The 24,559-nt window shown below is 33.6% G+C and carries 20 protein-coding genes; 8 read left to right on the forward strand and 12 right to left on the reverse strand.

Translation table 11 applies throughout. The annotated features are described in order from the left end of the window. Nucleotides 1–119: 119 nt before the first annotated feature. From ACEN92_RS02510 to ACEN92_RS02540, 7 genes are all read left to right on the forward strand, one after another. On the forward strand, nucleotides 120–1,490 hold the full coding sequence (locus tag ACEN92_RS02510) for a glycoside hydrolase family 27 protein (RefSeq protein ID WP_495640795.1): 1,371 nt from the start codon (nucleotides 120–122) through the stop codon (nucleotides 1,488–1,490). Beyond that, nucleotides 1,490–3,421, forward strand: a complete 1,932-nt coding sequence (locus ACEN92_RS02515; protein ID WP_495640796.1) for a glycoside hydrolase family 43 protein — start codon at nucleotides 1,490–1,492, stop codon at nucleotides 3,419–3,421. The genes ACEN92_RS02510 and ACEN92_RS02515 overlap by 1 nt, the downstream gene beginning before the upstream one ends. A 443-nt stretch (nucleotides 3,422–3,864) precedes the next feature. Beyond that, nucleotides 3,865–4,323 carry a hypothetical protein gene (locus tag ACEN92_RS02520; RefSeq protein ID WP_495640797.1) on the forward strand — a complete coding sequence of 153 codons (459 nt, stop codon included), beginning with the start codon at nucleotides 3,865–3,867 and terminating at the stop codon, nucleotides 4,321–4,323. Between the two features lie 190 nt (nucleotides 4,324–4,513). Then, complete coding sequence (locus tag ACEN92_RS02525) at nucleotides 4,514–5,587, forward strand: hypothetical protein (protein ID WP_495640798.1); 1,074 nt, start codon at nucleotides 4,514–4,516, stop codon at nucleotides 5,585–5,587. An 811-nt stretch (nucleotides 5,588–6,398) separates the two neighbouring features. Beyond that, on the forward strand, nucleotides 6,399–7,103 hold the full coding sequence (locus ACEN92_RS02530) for a DUF2225 domain-containing protein (protein WP_495640799.1): 705 nt from the start codon (nucleotides 6,399–6,401) through the stop codon (nucleotides 7,101–7,103). A 417-nt stretch (nucleotides 7,104–7,520) separates the two neighbouring features. Next, a complete protein-coding gene (locus tag ACEN92_RS02535; RefSeq protein WP_495640800.1) occupies nucleotides 7,521–8,249 on the forward strand; it encodes a DUF4262 domain-containing protein in 729 nt (242 codons plus the stop codon). Between the two features lie 40 nt (nucleotides 8,250–8,289). Then, nucleotides 8,290–8,694, forward strand: coding sequence for a GNAT family N-acetyltransferase (locus ACEN92_RS02540; RefSeq protein WP_495640801.1), 405 nt, complete (start codon nucleotides 8,290–8,292; stop codon nucleotides 8,692–8,694). Nucleotides 8,695–8,879: 185 nt separating this feature from the next. On the opposite strand, the gene ACEN92_RS02545 is transcribed toward ACEN92_RS02540, so the two are convergent. From ACEN92_RS02545 to ACEN92_RS02570, 6 genes are all read right to left on the reverse strand, one after another. Then, nucleotides 8,880–9,509: a DNA-3-methyladenine glycosylase gene (locus ACEN92_RS02545; RefSeq protein ID WP_495640802.1), complete on the reverse strand. Its 630-nt coding sequence runs from the start codon at nucleotides 9,507–9,509 to the stop codon at nucleotides 8,880–8,882. Between the two features lie 12 nt (nucleotides 9,510–9,521). Next, nucleotides 9,522–12,353: an excinuclease ABC subunit UvrA gene (gene uvrA, locus ACEN92_RS02550; protein ID WP_495640803.1), complete on the reverse strand. Its 2,832-nt coding sequence runs from the start codon at nucleotides 12,351–12,353 to the stop codon at nucleotides 9,522–9,524. A gap of 100 nt (nucleotides 12,354–12,453) precedes the next feature. After that, nucleotides 12,454–13,407, reverse strand: coding sequence for a Fic family protein (locus ACEN92_RS02555; protein WP_495640804.1), 954 nt, complete (start codon nucleotides 13,405–13,407; stop codon nucleotides 12,454–12,456). A 63-nt stretch (nucleotides 13,408–13,470) separates the two neighbouring features. Then, nucleotides 13,471–15,255 (reverse strand): chloride channel protein, encoded by a 1,785-nt coding sequence (locus ACEN92_RS02560; RefSeq protein ID WP_495640805.1) that lies wholly within the window; start codon nucleotides 15,253–15,255, stop codon nucleotides 13,471–13,473. An 82-nt stretch (nucleotides 15,256–15,337) separates the two neighbouring features. Beyond that, on the reverse strand, nucleotides 15,338–17,020 hold the full coding sequence (ggt, locus tag ACEN92_RS02565; protein WP_495640806.1) for a gamma-glutamyltransferase: 1,683 nt from the start codon (nucleotides 17,018–17,020) through the stop codon (nucleotides 15,338–15,340). A gap of 36 nt (nucleotides 17,021–17,056) precedes the next feature. Next, entirely contained in the window at nucleotides 17,057–17,641 is a 585-nt protein-coding gene (locus ACEN92_RS02570) for an acyl carrier protein phosphodiesterase (protein ID WP_495640807.1), read from the reverse strand. A gap of 207 nt (nucleotides 17,642–17,848) precedes the next feature. On the opposite strand from ACEN92_RS02570, the gene glmM reads away from it, so the two are divergent. Further along, nucleotides 17,849–19,237, forward strand: coding sequence for a phosphoglucosamine mutase (gene glmM, locus ACEN92_RS02575; RefSeq protein WP_495640808.1), 1,389 nt, complete (start codon nucleotides 17,849–17,851; stop codon nucleotides 19,235–19,237). Between the two features lie 83 nt (nucleotides 19,238–19,320). Here the strand turns inward: glmM and ACEN92_RS02580 are convergent, their stop codons facing one another. The 6 genes from ACEN92_RS02580 to ftsH form a co-directional block, all read right to left on the reverse strand. After that, nucleotides 19,321–20,100, reverse strand: coding sequence for a superoxide dismutase (locus tag ACEN92_RS02580; protein ID WP_495640809.1), 780 nt, complete (start codon nucleotides 20,098–20,100; stop codon nucleotides 19,321–19,323). Between the two features lie 8 nt (nucleotides 20,101–20,108). Further along, on the reverse strand, nucleotides 20,109–20,378 hold the full coding sequence (locus tag ACEN92_RS02585) for an acyl-CoA-binding protein (protein WP_495640810.1): 270 nt from the start codon (nucleotides 20,376–20,378) through the stop codon (nucleotides 20,109–20,111). Then, a complete protein-coding gene (locus tag ACEN92_RS02590; protein ID WP_495640811.1) occupies nucleotides 20,379–21,032 on the reverse strand; it encodes a phosphatidylserine decarboxylase family protein in 654 nt (217 codons plus the stop codon). Next, entirely contained in the window at nucleotides 21,022–21,909 is an 888-nt protein-coding gene (locus tag ACEN92_RS02595) for a phosphatidate cytidylyltransferase (protein WP_495640812.1), read from the reverse strand. The genes ACEN92_RS02590 and ACEN92_RS02595 overlap by 11 nt, the downstream gene beginning before the upstream one ends. A 1-nt stretch (nucleotide 21,910) precedes the next feature. Further along, nucleotides 21,911–22,516, reverse strand: a complete 606-nt coding sequence (locus ACEN92_RS02600; RefSeq protein ID WP_495640813.1) for a lactate utilization protein B/C — start codon at nucleotides 22,514–22,516, stop codon at nucleotides 21,911–21,913. A 114-nt stretch (nucleotides 22,517–22,630) separates the two neighbouring features. After that, nucleotides 22,631–24,556, reverse strand: coding sequence for an ATP-dependent zinc metalloprotease FtsH (gene ftsH, locus ACEN92_RS02605; RefSeq protein ID WP_495640814.1), 1,926 nt, complete (start codon nucleotides 24,554–24,556; stop codon nucleotides 22,631–22,633). Nucleotides 24,557–24,559: the final 3 nt, after the last annotated feature.

A 24,559-nucleotide genomic window follows, 5' to 3' on the forward strand; every position in this document is an offset into this window, starting at 1 on the left:
AATTGCCAATTAGCCTGTCTGCCTTATAGTTTTGCTGACAGGTTAATTGTATTTAATAAAGTAAAGTTTATTATATTTGAAGTGTAGTATTTACATTTATTAACGTTATTCAGATTAAAATGAGAATAAAAAATAAAATTGCTCTTGCTTTAGGAATTGTTTTGGTATCAGTTTCTTCTAATGCCCAAACGAAGACTTTTAAAAACGGAGAGTTTAAGCGATGGGCACAAACACCGCCAATGGGCTGGAACAGCTGGGATTGTTATGGTTCTACGGTGGAAGAACACGAAGTAAAAGCCAACGCCGATTATATGGTAAAAAACCTTAAAAAATTCGGTTGGGAATATATTGTTGTTGACATCAGATGGTTTGTAGAAAATGATAAAGCAGGAGGTTATAATCAAAAAGATCCTCGTTATGTAATTGATCAATATGGAAGATATCAGCCCGCTTTAAACCGTTTTCCATCTGCAAAAGACGGACAGGGATTTAAACCTTTAGCAGATTACATCCATAAAAAAGGATTAAAATTCGGAATCCATATCATGCGCGGAATTCCTAAAAAAGCAGTAGAAGACAAAATGCCGATTAAAGGCGCCAACGGAATCACTGCCGACCAAATATATACCACAGCTTTGCAATGCGAATGGCTGAAAGACAATTATACCGTTGTTGCAGACAAACCGGGAGCGCAGGAATATTACGACTCTTTGTTTGAGCTTTATGCAAAATGGGGAATAGATTTTATTAAAATAGATGATTTATCAAGACCGTATCACGAAGGCGAAATCAACCTGATCAGAAATGCAATTGATAAATGCGGACGTAAAATTGTTTTAAGCACATCACCTGGGGAAACTCCAATTTCTGCAGCATCACACGTAACTGAGCATGCCAATATGTGGAGAATGGTTGATGATGTCTGGGATACCTGGCCACACGTTACACACTTGATGGATGTTGCTCAAAAATGGTATCCGTATATCGCTCCGGGAACATGGCCGGACTGCGATATGATTCCGTTAGGAAGAATTTCATTAAGAGGAGAACGTGGCGAAGACAGAATGTCACGTTTAACCAAAGACGAGCAATACACGCTGATAACGTTCTTTAATATCTTCAAATCACCATTGTTTTTTGGAGGGGATTTACCAAGTAACGATGCTTTTACATTATCATTATTAACGAACAAAGAAGTCGTAAAAATGCATAACGAAAGCACTGCCGTAAAACAGCTTTTTCAGAAAGACGGAAAAATAGCCGTGACTTCAAAAAATGCAAAAGACGGTAGTGTTTATCTGGCTTTGTTCAATATTTCGGATGCAAATTCAGAAAAAGTAGTTGTAAATCTTTCAGACCTTAATCTTTCAGGAAAAGTAGAATTGACCAATTTATGGACAGGAGAAAAATCGAATGTTTCGTCAGGCGAAATCTCATCAGTATTGAAACCTCACAGTTCAGTTTTGTATAAAATTAAAAGCAAAAAATAATGAGAAAAATATATCTAGCCCTCGTATTATTTTTGATGCTCCTTAATGGTTTACAGGCCCAGAACAACACAAAGGGAATCCCGCCGGTTATTGCAGACAAAGATTTAACAGCCTATTTATTTGTCTATTTCACAGGAAATGCTGTTGAGGATGAAGCAGTTCGATATGCTGTCAGTGCAGACGGATATCATTATTATCACCTTAACAATAACAAACCGGTTATTGACAGCAAAGTAATCAGTTCTACAGGCGGCGTTCGGGATCCGCATATTTTGCGTGGAGACGACGGAAAAACATTTTACATGGTATTGACCGATATGACTTCATCAAAAGGATGGGACAGTAATCGCGCCATGATTTTACTAAAAAGTACTGACCTGATAAAATGGCAAAGCAGTGTTGTAAATATTCAGACCACATATCCCGGAAACGAAAACCTGAAAAGAGTTTGGGCACCACAAACCATTTACGATGCCAAAGCCGGTAAGTATATGATTTATTTTAGCCTGCAGCATGCCGGAGGTCCTGATAAAATTTACTACGCTTATGCGAATAAAGATTTTACAGCTCTGGAAAGTGCTCCAAAATTACTTTTCGTTCCTAAATCCGAAAAAGCTTGTATTGACGGCGATATTATTGAAAAAGATGGCGTTTATCATCTTTTCTACAAAACTGAAACTGAAAGCCCGGGAATAAAAGTAGCCACAACAACCGATTTAACATCCGGAAAATGGACAGAAAATGATAATTACCTGCAACAGACCAAAGATGGAGTTGAAGGTTCCGGTATTTTTAAACTAAATAATTCAGATGATTATATTTTGATGTATGATGTTTATACAAAAGGGAGATATCAATTTACAAAAACGAAGGATTTAGAAAATTTCACCGTTATCGACAATGATATTTCAATGGATTTTAATCCGCGTCACGGAACGATTCTGCCAATAACACGTTCTGAACTAAAAAGAATTACAACAAAATGGGGAATGCCGGCGAAATTTCCAAAAGTAAATAACAACCCGGTTCTGGAAGGATATTACGCAGATCCCGATATTTTATATTCCAACAAAACAAAAAAATATTACATCTACCCAACCAGCGATGGATTTGATGGCTGGTCAGGTTATTATTTCAAAACCTTTTCTTCTGATAATTTAAAAGACTGGAAAGACGAAGGTGTAATTTTAGATCTTAAAAAAGATGTGAGCTGGGCAAACAGAAATGCCTGGGCGCCTTGTATCGTAGAGAAAAAGATAAAAGGCAAATACAAGTATTTTTATTATTTCACTGCTGCACAAAAAATAGGTGTTGCCGTATCTGATAATCCAACAGGACCATTTAAAGACAGTGGAAAAGCTTTGGTAGCAGCCAGACCGGAAGGCGTAAAAGGAGGGCAGGAAATTGACCCGGACGTTTTTACAGATCCTAAAACCGGTAAAAGCTATTTGTACTGGGGTAATAATTATATGGCCGTAGCCGAATTAAATACGGATATGGTTTCGTTTAAAGGAAGCACAAAATTAATTACCATAGATAAAACTTTCCGTGAGGGAACATACATCATATACAGAAAAGGAACCTATTATTTCATGTGGAGTGAAGACGACACCAGAAGCCCTAATTATAAAGTACGATATGGAACTTCAAAATCGCCTTTGGGACCAATTGAAATTCCGGAAAACAATATTGTAATTCAGGGAATCCCCGATCAGGGAATTTATGCAACAGGACATAACTCTGTATTGCAAATCCCGAACAAAGACGAATGGTACATCACGTATCACAGATTTTCGTATCCAACCGGAATAAAAATGGGTGAGGCCGGAGGTTTTCACCGCGAAGTTTGTATCGATAAATTAGAGTTTAACCCGGACGGAACCATAAAACAAGTGATCCCTACTCATCAGGGAATACCGGCAATCAAATAGTTTGAGTTTGGTTTAGTTGTGAAAAGCTGCTCTATTTGCCCCGGAGCAGCTTTTTTCTGTTTATGAATTTTTAGTTTTTAGCATTAGGAGCTGATTCCTGCTATCCGCTGTTATCTTTTCCCGGCTAAAGAAGCCGGAAAAAGGATGCCGCTTCTATCAGGGCTAGGGCTTTAGGTTTCATAAGAATGTTTGTGCATTACTAATTTTATGTTAGTGTTTTGAAACACATAAATCATGTGTGCTAAAAACTATTAAAACTACAATTTCTTACTACAAAGTATTAGACAAATTAATACTCTAATTAATAATTAACAGGAAATTGTCATATATTTGACCAACAATAAAATCTGACATTTGTCAGACATAGCCACCCAATTTAGGAGTGATAAGTCGGATGTCGTCAGGTATATACAAGTTAGCAGTAATTCCTAACACGAATCGACATGAGAAAAATAATCTTGTTAGTTATAATTCAATTAGCACTCAGTAACTGTACTGAAAAGAAAGAGAAAGTTTATCATCCGAAAAGAGACAAGAAATTTTCAGAAGCATTAAATTACAGTACGAAAATCACTTTCTTAATAAAAAAAGCACACCAACACGAATACTCTCGTGATGATTCTGCATTTGACTCTATTGAAAAATATTCTGTGGCGAATAAAATTCAAATTGAAAAATTTAAAAACCTTTTTAATAATTCTGAAAAGACTGCCTATTGTCCAAATTCTAAATCCAACTTATTGATTAATTTTTACCAAGGAAATAAAATAACTAATCAATACTTTGCAGATACGATTAAGTTAAAAAATAAAGTAATTGTATTTCAAGGTGGTTACCAATCATCAGAAATTATAGAGAAATCAAATTGGGACAATTTTTTAAAAGAAATTAAAATAAAATAATAGAACTACTGCTAACAGCGGTTTGGCACAATAGCTACTTTTGTCTTAAACCACATGTTCGATTTTCCGCAAGGGAATCTTATCTTAGCAAGAAAATAATCGTTCACTCAGCCGCTACTGCGCCAAGCCGCGGAACGTTAGCAGAAATTTTACTCAAAAAAGGAGAATTTAAAAAAGCATTTATACAATTATGGAGTTATCTTCTTATAATTTGACCGAGAATATCAGCATCTCTTACGAAAATATTCTGAAGATACAGTTTATTCCAAATTCTAAAAAACTTGCTTTACTTAAGGTTGATCCATTTTATGAATTATTTATTGAAATAGTGGATTTTTCTAATAAATCAAAAAAAAAAATTATTTTTGATGAACCATTTTTATTTTCTGGAAGTAATTTTCAGGCAAACAAGCATATTAAATATAAAAGTATTCGGAATGAATTTCAAATTGCTGTAAATCAAATATTTGAATTTTATATTTTCGGAAATTTAGAGTTTTTTTATTTAAAAGCAAGATTTAATAATTTTGAAAAAAACGAAGAAATTTGGCATATAAAAATTGATTTCGAAGGGAAAATAGTAAATAGAAGTCAAGATTTCGAAGCAAAGTCATTTGATAAATGTCATTTTTTAAAAAAATATACTATAAATGAAGATTTTCTTTTTCTAGATATAAAAACTTATGATATAATTGACTTATCAGATTTTTTCGATGATCGATTTGAAGAGGATGATTTTTATTGGATTCACAATATTGACAGGAGATATTCAATCTTTACATTACCAAATAAAAATCTTTTAGGATTAGTTTTTTTTGACAAAGATGGAGAAATACCTCGTGGGAAACATACTGTTTTAGAAATGGACAACTTGGAAATACCAAATCTTATTTTTTCATATCGAATTGATGAGTGGGGTACAAATTATGTATTTAATGAAACAGGAACTAAAATAGCATATTTTCGTTCATTAGATTTTGGAAAAATACAAATTATAATAAGAGAATTGTCAGAGCATGAATTTGAAAACGCTATAATATTTAATGTATATTTCCCTAAGGAAAGTTCCGTCCCACAAAATTTAATTTTATTGGATAATAACTCAATTTTATTAATCTTTTATGATAGAATTGAAAGTTATAATATCAAAACCGCAGAGCAAATCTCTCTTTATGGTCGCGATATTGGAACACCATATTCATTTCATGAAAACAATATCTTTTATATCAACTCTGATAGATTAATAATTGAAAAATTAAATTAATAAAAACTTCTGCTAACAGCTACTACAACGGATTTGCGCAATTGGTTTAATGGGAAGTGGTTTTGTATTTGGGATGATTTGGCAAATCGGAATAATGGGCTTAATTTAGTCCCAAACCCGCTGTAGTGCCAAGAAGTTACCAGTAAGTTTGAAAAAAAACGAAGAATTTAATAACTTATGAATAAACTACAACTTTTCAAAAATATAATTTTCTCATTATTGCTAATATATGTTTGGGTTTTATACAATTTCTTTGATTATTATGATTCTTTGCAATATTCTTTCAGTAAACTTACACTTTACTTTAATTTTATAACTGGAACATTCTTTGGACTTGGAATAGGACTTATTCTAATATTCTTACGTCTTACGTTTTTTAGAAAGAAAAATAAGCTGAAGTTGAAGAATAATTTTTTCTATATTTTTTTAGGAATTTTTAACTTGCATCTTTTTATTATTTGGTTCATTTCAATCTTTATGAAGATTATTGATTTAGATATAGGCTTTACGCCTCTAATTTTGATTAACTTTTCAATATCCATATTTATTCTAATCGATATTTATTTATTGAAAAATGTTACTGAAAATGAATTGACTGAAACTGAAAAGACAAAAGTGTGAAATAATAAAACCAGCTGGTAACACTTGCTACAAGAGATTTGGGTATTTGGCTTAATTTAAAAATGGTCTTGTATTTGGATGTTTAGGCAAATCCAAAAATAGGGTTTAATTTAATCCTAAACCTGCTGTAGTACTCAGAACGTTGGCAGATATCTTAAAAAACAGACACCCTTAATAATATCAAATAAATATGAAAAAAATAATTTTAATCGTAATAATCTTTTTAGTGGGACAAAATTTTGCAAATGCGCATACTTGTGAAAATGAAACGGTAAAATGTCCAATAGATGGGAAAAACGTAACATTTTGTGTAACAATGAGCATGACAACTTTTGGCTCTTTTAAAGATTTTCAAAAGCAAGGTGCAATTGGAGAGCATTACGAAGAGCTAATAAACACTTGTCCAAAATGTCATTTTTCAGGTTATATCGATGACTTCAAAGAAAAAATCAATGGAGAAGAAAAGATTAAAATTAAAGAATATCTAACAAAATTTGATAACACGAAAATTGATGATGCAAAACAATGTTTGATTGCAGGCGAAATCAAGGAATTACAAAAAAAATCAAACAAAGAAATTGCCTTTTGCTATGTTACAGGTTCGTATTTATTACGTAGCAATGATAAACAAGTTGAATTTAGAAAAGAACTCCAATCAAAAGCTAAAGATAATTTGATTACTGCTTTAGATAAAAATGAATATGAAGACAAATCAGTAATAGCAAATATTAATTATTTAATTGCTGAAATGGAAAGAAGAATTGGAAATTTTGATGAAGCAATAAAATATTATGATTTAGCAATTAACGATTCAAATAAAAAAGATTGGGTCGAAGAAGTTGCGAAAGAGCAAAAAGAATTAGCAGTAAAGAAAGACGAAAATAATAAAATATAAAAGCCATCTTCCGATCACGCAGATATACACAACGATTGCGTAGAACCTGAAAAACTATAAAAAACAAAAAGTTGGTGGAAGTTTTGGAAATAGAAATTTTGAAAATTAATAAAACTGGTTATAACAGCTACAACGGATACCAGAACATTGACAGGAACATAACCGCAGAATAACAAAATGAACGGGACTTACAATGAAATTCATAATGCAATTAAAAACAGTCAATTTTGTGTAATTCCAAATTGTTCACACCAGGTATTTGAAGATAAACGTGAAATAATAAGCCAAAATATCACTTGACTTTTAAAAGGTGAATAATCCAGCACACAACATCAGTTTGACAATATGATAGTATGATAAACAAACAAGAACATAAACATTTTAACGAAGACAAACTTTCGACAGACATTAAAAATTTTGGATGGACAGCTATTAATACCGTCAACTGACTATTTGCCTTCTTTTGCTTACACAGTTGGACTTTGGAAAAACTATAAACATCCTGAGCTTATTTCGTTTGGACTGACTGCTGAAACTTTGCATTTAGTATTAAACGACGCAGCAGAAATAGTCAGGTCAGGACAACGGCTTGAAGTTAATAAGACATATGATGACTTTTTTGAGAATAGCAAAACGGAATTCATAAAAGTTGACAGCCGAAATATTGACAATTATTTTGGAAATGCCATAAACTTTTATAACACTGAAGATTTCCCTGCATTACAGCTTGTTTGGGCCGACCGGAATGATAAATTACCGTGGGAAAAAGAATATGAGAAAGAATTTAAATGGCGACAGCCTTTACTTGACAGAAATGGAGAGTTTAAATTTAGGGAAGAAAAGAATTTAGGAATCTTCACAACAAAACAATGGCTTGAATTAGATAAGCCTATTCTTCGTGTCGTTCATGAGTTTGACGGTGATTGGCAATTTTTAACAGAAGAGTTTTTAAATATCGAAACAGAAGAGGAAATGGAAAATGCCGAAAAGAATGTAGTGCTAGTTTGTTTAGAAGAAATGGTCAAGATGGACAAAAGCCTGAATGAATTGTTTGATTTGGACTATGGTGAATTTGCGGACAGAAACGATCTGAATTCAGATTGGTGCAGAGATGTTATTAAAGATGAACCAGATGAAAACGATTAATAGTTAAATATGACAAAAAAACTAAAATAAATTATGATTTATGAACTCAGAGATAAAGTATAAATTCGACATCATCCCAACAACGGGGCAAATAATAGAACTTTATGAAAAATCCGGCTTGCCTCGTCCTACGATGGATAAACTAAGAATTCAGAAAATGTATGATAATTCAAATTTGGTTGTTACAGCCTGGGACAATGACATATTAGTTGGAGTTTCCCGCTCAATTACAGATTGGGCTTGGAGTTGTTATCTGGCAGATCTGGCAATTCACCCTGACTATCAAAAATTTGGTATTGGTAAAAAGCTAGTCTGTTTAACTAAGGAAAAACTTGGAGAAGAATCTATGATATTATTGCTTTCAGTACCAACTGCAATGGAATATTATCCAAAAATTGGCTTCACAAAAGAAGATAGGGCGTTTACAATATTGAGAGAAAAATAAAAAAAATAAAAATGAGGACTGAAAAGAACCGAGTAAGATTATGACAAGATTCTGATTTACATCACATACATAAAGTGCAACCCGACCAGATAGAAATACATAACGATTGCGCAGAATTGCATTCTGTGCCCACAAAGTAAAAATGATTTGGCGCAACAGCTCGTTTAGTTTTTCTAATTTTAGGTTTATATTTTGTTAGGTTTACTTACATACTTGTTGCCTTTAATAAAAAATCGCCACGGTAAAAGTGCGTCTTCCTGTGCGTATGCTACACCAACACGCGGTGTTGAAACAATCTCGTCTGCATTATATCGAATACCGTGATCCTCAATCCAGATTTCCTCTCCCGTTAAATCTTTTTGGTTAAAGGAACGATCAATTCCCAATGCTTTAGCTGCAGATCCGGGACCAGATGAAATGGCGGCCTTACTAGCAGGCATATTACGTCTGAGTTCCATAATATCTTTTCCTATTAGTGGTTCAATACCTCGTATCAATACAGCATGAGGTTCACCTCCCACAGAACTGACAACATTAAAGAGATGATGAATTCCATAACATAAATAAACATAGGAAACGCCTCCTTCACTGTACAACGTTTCGGTTCTGTTAGTACGCCTTCCGCCATAAGCGTGTGAAGCTTTATCCTTTACTCCAAAATAGGCTTCAGTTTCTATAATTACACCTGCTGTTACTTCTCCGTTTATTTGAGTAAAAAGTACTTTACCTAATAGATCTTTCGCCAGAAAAAGAACATCTGGGTTTAGATAATAGGAGAATTGTAATTTTCTATGATTTTGGTTGTATTCAGACATGATTTTTGTGGATCAAGACAACTCCTTTTTCAAAAACTTAGCCGTATAGCTTTTTTTACTTTTTGCAACTTCTTCCGGAGTCCCTTTTGCAATAAGTTCTCCTCCGCCTTTTCCGCCCTCAGGACCAATATCGATAATATAATCGGCAAGTTTAATCACATCCATATTATGTTCGATAACCAGGATTGTATTTCCTTTATCAACCAATTTATTAATCACATCCATCAAAACACGAATGTCTTCAAAATGTAAGCCTGTTGTAGGCTCGTCCAGAATATAAAAGGTATTTCCGGTATCCTTTTTAGACAATTCTCCTGCCAGTTTAATGCGTTGTGCTTCACCACCCGAAAGTGTTGTACTTTGCTGGCCAAGCGTAATATATCCTAAACCAACATCCTGAATCGTTTTTACTTTTCTATAAATCTTCGGGATATTTTCAAAAAATGGAACCGCTTCATCAACCGTCATGTTCAACACATCCGAAATTGATTTTCCTTTGTATCGAATTTCCAGTGTTTCTCTGTTAAAACGTTTTCCCTGACAAGTTTCGCATTCTACATAAACGTCCGGTAAAAAGTTCATTTCTATGGTTCTAACACCTGAACCTTCGCAGGTTTCGCAACGTCCGCCTTTTACATTAAAACTAAAACGTCCTGCTTTATAACCACGAATCATACTTTCGGAAGTCATTGTAAATAAGTTTCTGATTTCGGTAAAAACCTCCGTATAAGTAGCCGGATTCGAACGTGGCGTTCTCCCAATCGGACTTTGGTCAATATCAATTACTTTATCAATATGTTCTAAACCTTCTATTTTTTTATAAGGCTGTGGTTTTTTCACGCCATTAAAATAATAAGCGTTCAAAATAGGGTAAAGCGTCTCGTTTATTAAAGTCGATTTTCCACTTCCTGAAACTCCCGTAACGCAAATCAACTGTCCCAAAGGCAATTCAATCGAAACATTTTTAAGATTGTTTCCAGTTGCTCCGGTAAGTTTCAAAAATTTGCCATTTCCTTTACGCCTCTCTTTTGGAATCTCCAGTTTCATTTTACCATTTAGATATTGAGCGGTAATAGTATTCGATTTTAAAGTTTCAGCCGGCGTTCCAATACTGATGATTTCCCCTCCGTATTTTCCCGCTTTTGGACCAATATCGATCACATAATCAGCACGTTCAATCATGTCTTTATCATGTTCAACCACAATAACCGAATTTCCGATATCCCGTAATTGCTCTAAAGAATGAATTAGTTTTTCGTTATCTCTTTGGTGCAAACCAATACTCGGCTCATCCAAAATATAAAGAACTCCAACCAATTGTGAACCAATTTGGGTAGCGAGACGTATACGTTGAGCTTCACCGCCCGAAAGTGATTTTGAACTTCGGCTTAAAGCCAAATAATTCAAACCAACATTCATCAAAAAATTCAGACGATCTTTGATTTCTTTGACTACTTCAGAAGCAATTAAAAGCTGTTTGTCTGATAAATGTTTATTTAAATCCTGAAACCACGCTGTTAAGTCAGAGATATCCATATCACACAATTCGGTGATGTTTTTTCCATTGACTCTAAAAAACTGAGCTTCTTTTTTCAATCGGGAACCTTCACAAACCGGACAATTTACTTCGTCCATAAAGTCTTTTGCCCAACGTTTTATGGTTGTTGAAGCGCTTTCGTCATATTGATTTTTGATGAAATGAGAAATTCCTTCAAAATCAATTTTATAATCACGGGTAACCCCAAGATTTTTTGAGTTTACAACGAACTTATCTTTTCCGCCATGCAAAATCATCGTCATGGCTTCTTCCGGAATTTTTTCAATAGGATCTGTAATTTTAAATCCAAATTTTTCTCCAATAACTTCTAATTGCTTAAAGATCCAGGAAGATTTATATTCGCCAAGCGGAGCAAAACCACCAGCTTTAATGGATAATTTTGGATTTGGAATAATTTTCTTGATGTTAATCTCGTGAACCGTTCCCAATCCGTTACAATGTGGACAAGCCCCTTTTGGAGAATTGAATGAGAATAAATTCGGTTCGGGATTTTGATACGATATTCCGGTTGAAGGACACATTAAATTTCTACTGAAATAACGTACTTCATCAGTATCCTGATCCAAAATCATCAGGACATCTTCGCCGTGATGCATGGCAGTATTAATACTTTCTGCCAATCTTTTTTGATTGTCAGGTGTATCTTCAATGAGCATTCTGTCGACTACAATTTCGATATCATGCGTTTTATAACGATCCAGTTTCATTCCTGAAACCAAATCCTGAACCTCGCCATTTACACGGACTTTCAGAAATCCCTGTTTGGTAATTTGTTGGAATAATTCGGCATAATGTCCTTTTCTGGCACGAATGATTGGCGCGAGAATATTAATTCGTTTTCCCTTAAAATCCTGAATAATCAAATCCTTAATTTGTTCATCAGAATAGGAAACCATTTTCTCGCCTGTGTTGTAACTGTACGCGTCTGCCCCACGAGCGTATAGAAGTCTAAGGAAATCGTATATTTCAGTGATAGTTCCTACTGTCGATCGTGGACTTTTACTGGTTGTTTTTTGTTCAATCGCAATTACAGGCGAAAGTCCGTCAATTTTATCAACATCCGGACGCTCCAAACCTCCAAGAAACTGTCTGGCATAAGCCGAAAAAGTTTCTACATAACGACGTTGTCCTTCGGCATAAATAGTATCGAATGCCAAAGATGATTTTCCTGAACCAGAAAGCCCTGTAATGACTACAAGTTTCTCACGCGGAATAGAAATATCGATATTTTTTAGATTATGAACTCTTGCACCAAGAACTTCAATAGTATTGTCTTTTTCTAACATAAATTTGAGCAAAACGCAAAGTTACCACTTTGATTTGTTCTTTTAATGCTAGAGTATAGAAGTTTATGTTAAAAATTGTAACAAAAAACGCCAACTTTAGTTAGCGTTTTCTTTTTCTGGTAGCCATATATTCTTCGATGGCTTCTTTGGTTGTGTACCAGTTTCGGCCTTCTTTATAAGCATCTATTTTGCCGGTTCGGGCTAATAAACTAACATATTCCTGACCATAAGGAGTTTCGGGTTCACTGACAATGTCTGAAATTTTCTGATAATCGTATTCAGTCCCAGGCATTGCACTTAAATAAATATTTAAAGTTCGTTCCAAAGCCTGACACATCAAAAGCGTTAATTTTTGATAATTGCCATTATTGGCCTGATTTAATGCTTCATAATATTTTTTTCTGTCATTTTTAAGAATGATAGCAGGAGGAAAGCCACAACGCATTAATAACAGATTCATACTCAAACGAACAGTTCGCCCATTTCCATCAAAGAATGGATGGATCCAGACTAGCTTATGATGATAAATAGTAGCCAGTTCAATATCGTTTAAACCTAATGGATTGGTATTGATAAAATCAATTAATTCATCTAAATAATCTGAAACTTTATTGGCATTTGGAGGCATAAAATTTGCTCCGGAAATACGTACGCCACCATTTCGTAACCGACCTGCAAAATCATCCTCAATAGAACGTAAAACCAATCCGTGAATCGAAAGAATATCAATGCTTCGAAGTTTGTAACTATCATCTACAATCGAATATAGATAGTCAATTGCTTTATCGTGGTTGTGAGTTTCAAAATGTTCCCGAAGCGATTTTCCTTTAATAGTAATTCCTTCCTGAATAACCATTTGGGTCTCTCGTAAACTCATCGTATTTCCTTCAATACTGTTTGAATTGTACGTCCATTCTAAGGATAGACTCTCGCGGATTTTATGCAAAGCAATATTTGGCAATGGTCTGCTGTTTTGCAAATCAAGCTTTTTTTGGTACAATCTATCGAAAGTTGATTGAAATTCAGTTCTATATGTTAAGTCTATATTCCACATTACTCAACAAAGATACTCCTTATTATCGGATAAACAAAAAAATAAATCTATCCGATATTAATATTATTCAATTGTCATTGAACGAAGTTTAGTTCTATAGGCTTCAAGGGCTATTGATTTGGAGATGAATCCGTAATATTTTCCATTTTGGACTACAGGAAGAAAAGCAGTTTTAGATTTTTCGAATTTGCTCATCACAATTTCCATACTGTCAAAGGAAGAAATTGTAACTGGTGGTGTTTTCATAACATCTTTAATCAAAGTGTATTTTACCCGGTAAGTATTAAAAATAATCTCTCGGATGTCATTAAAATGAACAATACCAAGAAGTTCTTTCTCATTTGAAACAACAGCAAAAACAACTTGATTTGAATGTGAAATAAGATCTACTAATTTACTTAGATATTCATCAGGATGAACAGTTAAATAATCACATTGAATAATAGTGTCAATATCTAAAGTGGATAAAATATTGGAATCCTTATTACTTGTAAACGCGTGGCCTTTTTTAGCAAGGCCTTTCACATCAAGTGAATATTTCTCAAAACGTTTAGAAATTGCAAAACTTATCGAAGACACAATCATCAGCGGAATCATTAAGCTATAACCACCTGTTATTTCTGCTATTAAGAAAATAGCGGTCAAAGGAGCATGAAACAACCCGCTCAAAATACCTGCCATTCCAACCATGGTGAAATTAGTAATAGGCAGTTTTGATAAACCAATGAGAGTAATAAATTTTGAAAAGAAATAACCCAAATAAGAACCTAAAAACAAAGACGGGGCAAAATTTCCTCCATTCCCGCCACTTCCAATTGTAAGCCCCGAAGCAAAAACTTTAATCATCATCGCACATCCTACAAAAAGAAGTAGAATCCATTGATTGTTCCTGAAATCTCCAAATAAGGTATTATCTAATAGTTTGCCCGGATCAGTTTCAGATAAAGTCTTAATGCTTTCATAACCTTCTCCAAAAAGGGTAGGAAAGACAAAAATGAGTAATGCCAGGAGCGATGAGCCAAATAAAGCCTTTTTGTAAGGATCCATTTTTAATTTTGAAAAATAATGCTCAACTCTTTGAAAGTTTCGTGCATAATAAACAGCCATAAAACCGGTTAATATACCTAAAAGTACATAAAAAGGAATATTATGATAATTAAAAACTTCTTGTTTTTTAAAAGACAATAAAATGGTTTCATCCAATAGAATTGCAGAGACCAAAGCACCTGTAGCAGCAGAAATCATAATAGGAGTGAAGGCAGAAATACTTACATCCACCAATAAAACTTCGATAGCAAAAAGAACTCCGGCAATCGGGGCATTAAAAGCGGCCGAAATTCCTGCTGCTACACCACAGCCAATAAGTAAAGTTCTGTCTTTATAAGGCAATTTATAATTTTGTGCGAAATTTGATCCAAAAGCTGCTCCTGTAATTACAATTGGGCTTTCAAGGCCGGCAGAACCTCCTAAACCTACTGTTAGCGAGCTGGTTACAATTTGAGCATACATTTGTTTTTTAGGAATGATACTCGCTTTTTTAGCTACAGCATATAATATTTGAGAAGTTCCTTTTTCAATGCTTCCGTTTAATATTCTATTTACAACAAAAACAGTAAGTAAAATTCCAATAATTGGGAAAAGACTGGGGATGAAACTCAGTTTTAAAATGCTGTTAATATATGTAGCGAAAGAAAAAACGCTATGGGCAAAAGTTTTTAAAACGATTACTGCCAACGAACAAGATATACCAATTAAAACACTTGACAAAAAAATAAATTGCTTTGGTGTCATTAAGGATTGCGCCAAAGCAATAATACTTTCTAGTTTTCTGAAATATTTTTTTAGCATTCTATCTGTAAAATTAAGGGGATGGTGCAAATTTAGTTCTTACCATTCAAATTCATCTAAATTTAAGTATAAATCTTTAAATTTAAAAACCAACCGCTGTATCATCGCCCCGAAAATCTGCACCTCCTTCAAGATTTCTATTTGGTAATATCAAAATGGCATCAACTTTACCAATTATAGGAGTTGCTTTTTCATTGATCAAATATCCTTTTGCTTTTATTTGATCAATGGTGTTATTCTTAAAAGTATTGGGTTCAAAAGTAACGAGATCCGGCAGCCATTGATGATGAAATCTCGGTGCGTTTACTGCTTCCTGCATGCTGAATTTATATTCGTAGACATTTAAAATAGTTTGCAAAACAGATGTTATAATTGTTGAGCCGCCGGGAGTTCCTACCACCATAAAAAGTTTTCCGTCTTTCTCTACAATTGTTGGTGTCATCGAACTTAACATACGTTTTTGCGGTGCGATACTATTGGCTTCGTTTCCAACTAATCCAAACATATTTGGAGAGCCGGATTTGGCACTAAAATCATCCATTTCATTGTTTAAAAAGAAACCTAACTCATCACAGTAATATTTTGAACCGTAACCATCATTTAAGGTTGTTGTAGCTGCAACGGCATTTCCAAATTTGTCAACAATAGAATAATGTGTGGTTTCGGTACTTTCATTATACGTTACATTTCCTTCTTTTATTTCTGAAGATAAACTGGCTTTTTCAACATTAAAAGTTGACATTCTGTCTTTTAAATAATCATCGGAAAGTAATGCTTTTACAGGAATTTTTACAAAATCAGGGTCACCTAAAAACTGGCTTCTATCAGCGTAAGCTCTTCTTTCGGCTTCAACAATTACTTGAATAGCCTCCGCTGAATTATGTCCCATTTTTGCCAAATCATAAGGAGCAATCATTTTTAATATTTGTGCGAGACAAATTCCGCCACTGCTTGGCGGAGACATAGAAGTAATTTTTAAATGTTTATAAGTAAACTGAAGTGGCTTTCTCCATTTTGCTTCATATTTAGCCAAATCTTCAAGGGTAATAATCCCGCCTTTTTTCTGAAGATAATCAACTAATATTTTTGCTGTTTCACCTTTATAAAACTCATTTCTTCCATACTTTGAAATTCGTTTTAAAGTATGGGCAAGAGCAGGATATTTAATAGTGTCTTTTTCTTTAAAATTAGCTGCTAAAAGTGTCGTTGTACCATTTACTTTTACAATGGCATCGTGATAATCATTCAGGCTTTTTTCTTGTTTTTTGGTTACAACAACTCCTTTCTCGGCTAAAGCAATAACAGGTTTTAAAATTTCAGAGATTGGTAGTGAACCAAATTTTTTGTGTACTGCAAACACACCGGCTATAGTTCCCGGGACACCAATTGCCAAAGCAGTTTCGGTACTTTTTCCCTTAATTACATTTCCTTCTTTGTCTAAAAACATATCTTTTTTTGCTGCCAGAGGCGCTTTTTCACGATAATCCAAAGAACCTGCCTCGCCATTTGCTTTTCGGTACACCATAAATCCTCCTCCGCCAATATTTCCCGCAAACGGAAAAGCGACTGCCAGAGCCAATTCGGTTCCAACCATCGCATCAAAAGCATTTCCTCCTTTTTTCATGATTTCAACGCCAATTTTTGATGCTTCTTCTCTTGCTGAAACTACCATAGCCTTTGAAGTAACCAATCCGGTTGGATTTTGTTGTGCGACACTAAAATTAAAAGCGGAAATAAAACAGCATAAAAATATAATTTTTTTCATATTGAGAAAATATTGGTGTATAGAATCAATTTGATTTTATAAGAAAAGCAACTTTTGTTTGGATTGATGTTGAATGTCTTCAAAGAAAGAGGTGAATTCCTCTTCAAAAGCGGTATAAAATTCTTTTAATTCTTCGCTGGCAAATTGCATTTTGGACATATTTTTCGACCTTCGGTCCATTTGAGTTAAAATCTGATGAATTCCTTCAACTGTCTGATAACTCAAAAGCCAGTTTCTTTCGATCATGTAAGGCATTAGACTTTGCGTTTTTTCAGTAAGTATAGAATAATTATCATGCAATGAGCTGTAAAAACGATTGATAAAATCTTCTAATTTTTCATCTGAATATTTTGTCCAGTTTTTCGCTAAAAAATGATCGTAAACAATATCTACAATCACTCCGGCATAATGATGGTATTTTTCGTGTAATCGCTTGGTGCTTTGTCTAAAAATATCATGCGAATCAGTATATGTATCTATAAAACGGTGTAAAATAATTCCTTTTTGCACATCATCAGGAAAATGCTGAAATTGCTTCCCACGAATACCATCGGCCATAAAATTGCCAATTTTGATTAAATCATTTTCGCCGGAAAGATAGATGTGGGCAAGGAAATTCATTGCTTTTGAGGTATTAACATTCTGAAGGGTTAAGAAACTAAAATTGCTATTGTAAATGTATAAAAAACTTTTTAAATCATTTTTGTTAAAAAAATAGTAGTTGTGTGTCTTTAATATTTAAAGATTATTTTAAAATCTTAGTGTCACAACCTCTCAGTAACTCGGCAACTTTTTTATATTTGTAATAAATAACCATAACTCACAAAAATGACTTTAATAAAATCGATTTCAGGAATAAGAGGAACAATCGGTGGAAAAGTAGGAGATAACCTGACTCCTGTTGATGCTGTAAAGTTTGCATCGGCATACGGAACCTTTCTGAAAAATAACACTTCAAAAGAAAAATTAACAGTTGTAATTGGTCGCGATGCCAGAATTTCCGGGCCAATGATTCATAATTTAGTTGTAAATACGTTGATTGGCTTAGGAATTAATGTAATTGATCTTGGACTTTCAACAACACCAACCGTCGAAATTGCTGTGCCGTTGGAAAAAGCAGATGGCGGAATTATTTTAACTGCTTCGCATAATCCAAAACAGTGGAATGCGTTGAAATTACTGAACGAAAAAGGTGAATTTTTAAATGGAGAAGAAGGAGCGAAAATTTTAGAAATTGCTGAAGCTGAAGCTTTTGATTTCTCTGATGTAGACAATTTAGGAGAGATTACAGTTAATGACGCTTATATGGACATTCATATTGATGAAGTTTTAAACTTGCCATTAGTTGATGTTCAGGCGGTAAAGGATGCAAAATTTAAAGTGGTTGTTGATGGAGTAAACTCATCTGGAGGAATTATTATCCCTAGATTATTAGAATTAATGGGTGTTGAAGTCGTAAAATTATATTGCGAACCTAATGGACATTTTCCTCATAATCCTGAACCATTAAAGGAACATTTGACTGATATTTCGGAATTGGTTGTTAAAGAGAAAGCGCATTTAGGAGTTGTGGTAGATCCGGATGTTGATCGTTTGGCTTTCATTAGTGAAGATGGAGAAATGTTTGGAGAAGAATATACTTTAGTAGCCTGTGCTGATTATGTTTTGAGTAAAACTCCCGGAAATACTGTTTCTAATATGTCATCTTCACGTGCCTTGCGTGACGTAACAGTAGGACATAAAGGAAATTATGAAGCCAGTGCAGTAGGCGAGGTGAATGTTGTAGAGTTAATGAAGAAAAATAACGCCATTATTGGGGGTGAAGGAAATGGTGGAATAATCTACCCTGAATCACATTACGGACGTGACAGTTTGGTTGGAGTAGCATTGTTTTTAACGCATTTAGCGAATAAAAAAATGTCAGTTTCTGCATTGAGAGCTTCATATCCTGAATATTATATGAGTAAAAATAAAATTGAATTAACACCGCAAATTGATGTTGATGCAATTTTAATTGCAATGACTGAAAAATATAAAAACGAAGATATTACAACAATTGACGGCGTGAAAATTGATTTTGCTGCAGAATGGGTTCATTTAAGAAAATCAAACACAGAACCAATTATCCGAATTTATACTGAAGCTCCATCTCAGGAAAAGGCAGATGTTTTAGCACTTCGCATTATTGATGAGATAAAAGTCATTGCAGGAATCTGATAGTTAAAATTTAATCACTTATCATAATAAAAAAGTTTGATGATTCATTTCATCAAACTTTTTTTTATGCTTGCAAAATAAATTTAATATTTTTTAACCTTCGTGAGAGCTGTTTTATAATTTTCGTTTACTTTTTCCCAATTGATCAATTTATAAAAAGCATCTATGTAGCTTCCCTTTCTATTCTGATAATCGAGATAATAAGCATGTTCCCATAAATCTATTCCTAAAATTGGGGTTCCGGGAATCAAAGCATTTCTCATTAAAGGATTATCCTGATTTTCGGTTGTTGTAATTTGTAATTTACCCGCTTTATCCACCACTATCCAAACCCAGCCTGAACCGAATTGTTTAGTAGCTTCGTTTTTAAATTGAGCAGTAAGATTTTTAAAAGATCCAAACTCTTTATTTATAGCACCGGCTAAAGTATCTTTTGGAGTTTGTTCTTTTGGAGTTAATATATCAAAATAAAGAGTATGATTATAATAACCACCAGCATTTTGACGAAGCTTGACATTGCTCATATCCAGTTTTTTTAAGATATCTTCAATGGAAGCATTTTCAAATTCAGTTGTAGCTATTTCTTTATTGAAATTATTGGTATAGGATAAATAATGTTTAGAATAATGAGTTTCTAAAGTCAATGATCGTATTCCGGGCGCCAATGCATCATAACCAAAAGGTAATTTTGTCAGTGCAAATGAACCTTCATCTGCTTTTACATCTGCCGGAACGCCTATCGTAATTTTTTCTTCTTTTGTAGGCAAAGGAACTTCAACAACTTCAGTTAGCTTATTATCATTACAGGAAAATAATAACAATAATGAAGCTGAAATAGTAAAACGTATTATGCTTTTCTTCATAATGTAAATTATTTTGATGTTAGTGAATTAATTATTTCGATGTAATTCTCTTTTGCTTCCTCAATTGATATATGGCTAATCTGCATCCATGCATTAGTTTTGAATGCATTACGCAAGTCAAAATTTTCAGATTGGTTATATTTAGCCGTTCCAAAAGTAGCTTGTTTGTAATATGCATAAAGCCTTAACTGCACATCTTGTGGCAGTGAGGCTTGCGTCATTTTCAAAGCAGTTTCTACAGCCTCTGAAAAACGAATATCTAAATCTTTTTCAGTCATTTAAGCTTTTGTAGCAATGATAGTTTTTCCACCAATTGCTTTTTGATTTAATTCCACATTAATTGGAGTACCTAAAGGTAAAAATAAATCTACTCTTGAACCAAATTTAATAAATCCGGCATCAGTACCCTGAATAACCTGCATTCCTTCCTGAGCATAATTTACAATTCTGCGAGCTAAAGCACCAGCAATTTGTCTGTATAATATTTGTCCAAAAGTATCATTTTCAATCACAACTGTCGTTCTTTCGTTTTCTTCACTTGCTTTTGGATGCCAGGCCACTAAAAACTTTCCAGGATGATATTTGCTGAATTTTATAATACCATCCATTGCGTAACGGGTTACATGAACATTTATTGGCGACATAAATATAGAAACCTGTAAACGTTTATCTTTAAAATACTCACCTTCATAAACTTCTTCAATTACCACGACTTTTCCATCTACCGGAGCAATAATATGATCGCTGTTTCTGATAGCGATTCTTTTAGGGTTTCTGAAAAATTGCAGAATAATAATCAAGATCAATAGAGCAGCTATTTGAACAAGCATTCTAAGCCAATTGATGTCAATAAATTTTTCAGCTATTAAAAGTACGGCAACAGTAAAAGCTGTACCTAGTAAAATTGATGGGGCTCCTTCTTTATGAAACATAATATAAAATTTGGTAAAATAAAAATATAACTGGTGCTACAAATATAACACTATCTAATCGATCTAGTACACCTCCGTGTCCCGGCATTATGGTGCCACTGTCTTTTACACCTGCAATTCTCTTAAATTTAGATTCAATCAAATCTCCTATTGTTCCAAAAATGCTAACAATCAAAGCAATTATAGTCCAAATTAAAATAGATTTTTGGCTGAAATCAGGATTGGGTCTGATGTATAATTTAGAAATTAAAAAGCCTGCAAAAGCGGCAAAAACAACTCCGCCAAGAAAACCTTCAATTGTTTTTTTTGGTGAAATACGTTCAAATAATTTATGTTTTCCTATAGACTTTCCAACTAAATACGCGAACGTATCATTTGTCCAGATCAGAATGAATAGTCCAATAATTATTTTCGGATTATAATCCTTTATTCCGAATGAAATTTTGATGATAAAAATAAACGGCAGCATAATATATCCTAATAAATAGATATATTTTGATAGTTTACTGATAGTTTGCGTATCGTCAAATAAAAACACAATACATTTTATAGCTATTGCCAATGTAATTAGAAGCAAAGCAGAGAATAATTTATCAGTATCAACAGTAAGTTGAATAGTTTCTTTCAGGAGATTGCTTATATAATTTTCGGTCTCTATTCTATAAAAACTAATCAAAGCGACTGTTGAATAAAAAAGGGATACAAATACAATTGAGAAAACTTTATTGAGTTTAACTAAATTGCAAAATTCATAAGTGGCAATAATTAGAAAAATGCCAAAAAGAATAATAAAGCTTTCAGTAGAAAACATGATAGATGTTAGTAACAAAGCGATATAAACAGCACCGGAAATGGCTCTCTTGAGTGTTTCATTCATCTTAAAGATCTTCTAAGAGCAATAGATACATATTTTTGGCAACGCTTCCGTATTGCGTAAAATCTTCTTCTTTGGCTTTTTCGAAATATTTTATTGTAGTAATATTAGTAGGGTAGTCTCTTTCGTATTTTCTTTTAATCGCACTTAATCCATCACTTTTAATACAGCGAATTTGGCTTGTTGTAGCAATCACTACAATATTTGCAGGTAATTCGTTTGGTTTGTTTTGTTTGATTTGCTTGGAGGAAAAAAGTATAGAGCCTTCATCAGCAATTAGGTTTTCACAACTTGCTAATAAAAATTTTGGATTTGCAGGTGAATTATAAAATAATTTGTTTTCATCTAATATGCTAAAAAGAGCCGGTTCATAGCATAAGACTTCACTTTCAAACCAATCATTTTCCTCTAAAATATTTTCAAATTGCTCTTCAACTTCTTGTTTGTTTTCGCAATATAAAAATTTACCTCCATTTTTCTTAAAATTAAAAATGAATTGTTCATCAATAGACAAATGACTTTCTGAAATAGGATTACTGCTATACTCACTTTGACTTTCCTGATCAGAAGAGGCATTGCCGGAACCAAATATTTTTTTGAAAAAACTCATTATATATGAAATGCTTTACATGTTAATTGAAAACGTTCAAAGATAAAAAAATCTTAATTCAAAAGGGTATTTTGAATTAAGATTTTAAAAAATAATAGATATTTTCGTTAAAATTTAAGAAACTACTTCTCCTAAATTTTTATCAAATGTGCGTTTTCCAAAAATATCCTCTAAGTCATCTTTAAAAATAACTTCTTTTTCTATCAGGATATCAGCAAGCTGATTTAACTTGTCTTTGTTTTCTTCTAAAATTTGAATGGCTCTTTGATATTGGCCTTCAATTAATTCTGAAATTTCTTTATCAATAACTTTCGCAGTTTCATCAGAATATGGTTTAGAGAAATTATATTCATTTTGTCCTGTTGAATCATAATAAGTAACATTACCAATTTTATCATTCAAACCATAAATTGTAACCATTGCACGGGCTTGGCGTGTTACTTTTTCTAAATCGCTTAATGCTCCGGTTGAAATTCGGTCAAAAGTTACTTTTTCTGCAGCTCTTCCACCCATAGTAGCACACATTTCGTCCAGCATTTGATCTGTTCTGACGATTTGTCTTTCTTCCGGAAGATACCATGCAGCTCCTAAACTTTGTCCACGAGGCACAATAGTTACTTTAATAAGTGGGGCAGCATGCTCTAACATCCAGCTTACAGTTGCGTGTCCTGCTTCGTGAATAGCGATTGCTCTTTTTTCTTCTGGAGTAATGATTTTGTTTTTCTTTTCAAGACCACCAATGATTCTGTCAACTGCATCGAGGAAATCTTGTCTGTCTACAGCAGTTTTGTTGTTACGGGCAGCAATTAAGGCAGCTTCGTTACAAACATTTGCAATATCAGCACCTGAAAATCCCGGAGTTTGCTTAGCTAAGAAATCTAAATCAAGGCCTTCAACTTTTTTGATAGGAGCTAAGTGTACTTTAAAGATTTCAGCTCTTTCACGAATGTCCGGTAAGTCAACAAAAATTTGTCTGTCAAAACGGCCGGCACGCATTAAAGCTTTATCAAGAACATCCGCTCTGTTGGTTGCAGCCAAAACAATTACGTTTGAGTTTGTACCAAAACCATCCATTTCTGTTAATAATTGATTCAGTGTGTTTTCTCTCTCGTCGTTTCCGCCAGACATATTACTTTTTCCTCTTGCTCTACCAACAGCGTCAATTTCGTCAATAAAAATAATAGCAGGAGATTTTTCTTTTGCCTGTTTAAATAAATCACGAACACGTGATGCACCAACACCTACAAACATCTCAACAAAATCAGAACCTGACAATGAGAAGAAAGGAACTTGAGCTTCGCCTGCAACGGCTTTTGCTAATAATGTTTTACCAGTTCCCGGAGGACCTACAAGTAAAGCCCCTTTTGGTATTTTACCTCCAAGATTTGTATATTTTTCAGGGTTTTTCAGGAATTCAACAATTTCTTGTATTTCTTCTTTTGCCCCTTCTAAACCAGCAACATCTTTAAAAGTAGTTTTTATGTCTGTTTTTTCATCGAACAACTTAGCTTTCGATTTTCCAATGTTGAAAATTTGTCCACCACCACCACCGGCACCGCCTGACATTTTACGCATAATGAAAATCCAAACACCAATAATGATGATAATTGGCAACAAACTAATTAAAATATCACTCCAGTTATTTTTCTGCAAGAAATTAAAATCTTTCAATTTACCTTCGGCAACTGCTTTTTCTAATTTAGTTTGAAAAATTTGATCGTTACCAATTTCCAGTGCATAGTGTGGTCCTTTATTTGTATTTTTAAAAATATCTTTAGAGACATCTTTATTAGCTGCATCTTTAAGAGCCGCTGCCGTAAGGTAAACTTCAGCTTGAGCTTTATTATAAACGATTACTTTTTCAATTTGACCTTTTTCTAATAAATTATTGAATTTAGAAGAAGTTAATTGAGCAGGTTCGTTTAAGCTAGATCCTCCGGTTGCAAAACTAATAAATAAAAAAACTAGAAGTATTGCGGTATATATTAACCAGGGACTTATTTTAAATTTATTCTGATTTGGATTATTATCTTTAGCCATTAG

The organism is Flavobacterium sp. Flavsp81 (assembly GCF_059491325.1).

Coding starts and splice junctions, on each gene's coding strand:
- ACEN92_RS02510 (WP_495640795.1), top strand. CDS start 120: ATGAGAATAAAAAATAAAATTGCTCTTGCTTTAGGAATTGTTTTGGTA.
- ACEN92_RS02515 (WP_495640796.1), top strand. CDS start 1,490: ATGAGAAAAATATATCTAGCCCTCGTATTATTTTTGATGCTCCTTAAT.
- ACEN92_RS02520 (WP_495640797.1), top strand. CDS start 3,865: ATGAGAAAAATAATCTTGTTAGTTATAATTCAATTAGCACTCAGTAAC.
- ACEN92_RS02525 (WP_495640798.1), top strand. CDS start 4,514: ATGGAGTTATCTTCTTATAATTTGACCGAGAATATCAGCATCTCTTAC.
- ACEN92_RS02530 (WP_495640799.1), top strand. CDS start 6,399: ATGAAAAAAATAATTTTAATCGTAATAATCTTTTTAGTGGGACAAAAT.
- ACEN92_RS02540 (WP_495640801.1), top strand. CDS start 8,290: ATGAACTCAGAGATAAAGTATAAATTCGACATCATCCCAACAACGGGG.
- ACEN92_RS02545 (WP_495640802.1), bottom strand. CDS start 9,509: ATGTCTGAATACAACCAAAATCATAGAAAATTACAATTCTCCTATTAT.
- uvrA (WP_495640803.1), bottom strand. CDS start 12,353: ATGTTAGAAAAAGACAATACTATTGAAGTTCTTGGTGCAAGAGTTCAT.
- ACEN92_RS02555 (WP_495640804.1), bottom strand. CDS start 13,407: ATGTGGAATATAGACTTAACATATAGAACTGAATTTCAATCAACTTTC.
- ACEN92_RS02560 (WP_495640805.1), bottom strand. CDS start 15,255: ATGCTAAAAAAATATTTCAGAAAACTAGAAAGTATTATTGCTTTGGCG.
- ggt (WP_495640806.1), bottom strand. CDS start 17,020: ATGAAAAAAATTATATTTTTATGCTGTTTTATTTCCGCTTTTAATTTT.
- ACEN92_RS02570 (WP_495640807.1), bottom strand. CDS start 17,641: ATGAATTTCCTTGCCCACATCTATCTTTCCGGCGAAAATGATTTAATC.
- glmM (WP_495640808.1), top strand. CDS start 17,849: ATGACTTTAATAAAATCGATTTCAGGAATAAGAGGAACAATCGGTGGA.
- ACEN92_RS02580 (WP_495640809.1), bottom strand. CDS start 20,100: ATGAAGAAAAGCATAATACGTTTTACTATTTCAGCTTCATTATTGTTA.
- ACEN92_RS02585 (WP_495640810.1), bottom strand. CDS start 20,378: ATGACTGAAAAAGATTTAGATATTCGTTTTTCAGAGGCTGTAGAAACT.
- ACEN92_RS02590 (WP_495640811.1), bottom strand. CDS start 21,032: ATGTTTCATAAAGAAGGAGCCCCATCAATTTTACTAGGTACAGCTTTT.
- ACEN92_RS02595 (WP_495640812.1), bottom strand. CDS start 21,909: ATGAATGAAACACTCAAGAGAGCCATTTCCGGTGCTGTTTATATCGCT.
- ACEN92_RS02600 (WP_495640813.1), bottom strand. CDS start 22,516: ATGAGTTTTTTCAAAAAAATATTTGGTTCCGGCAATGCCTCTTCTGAT.
- ftsH (WP_495640814.1), bottom strand. CDS start 24,556: ATGGCTAAAGATAATAATCCAAATCAGAATAAATTTAAAATAAGTCCC.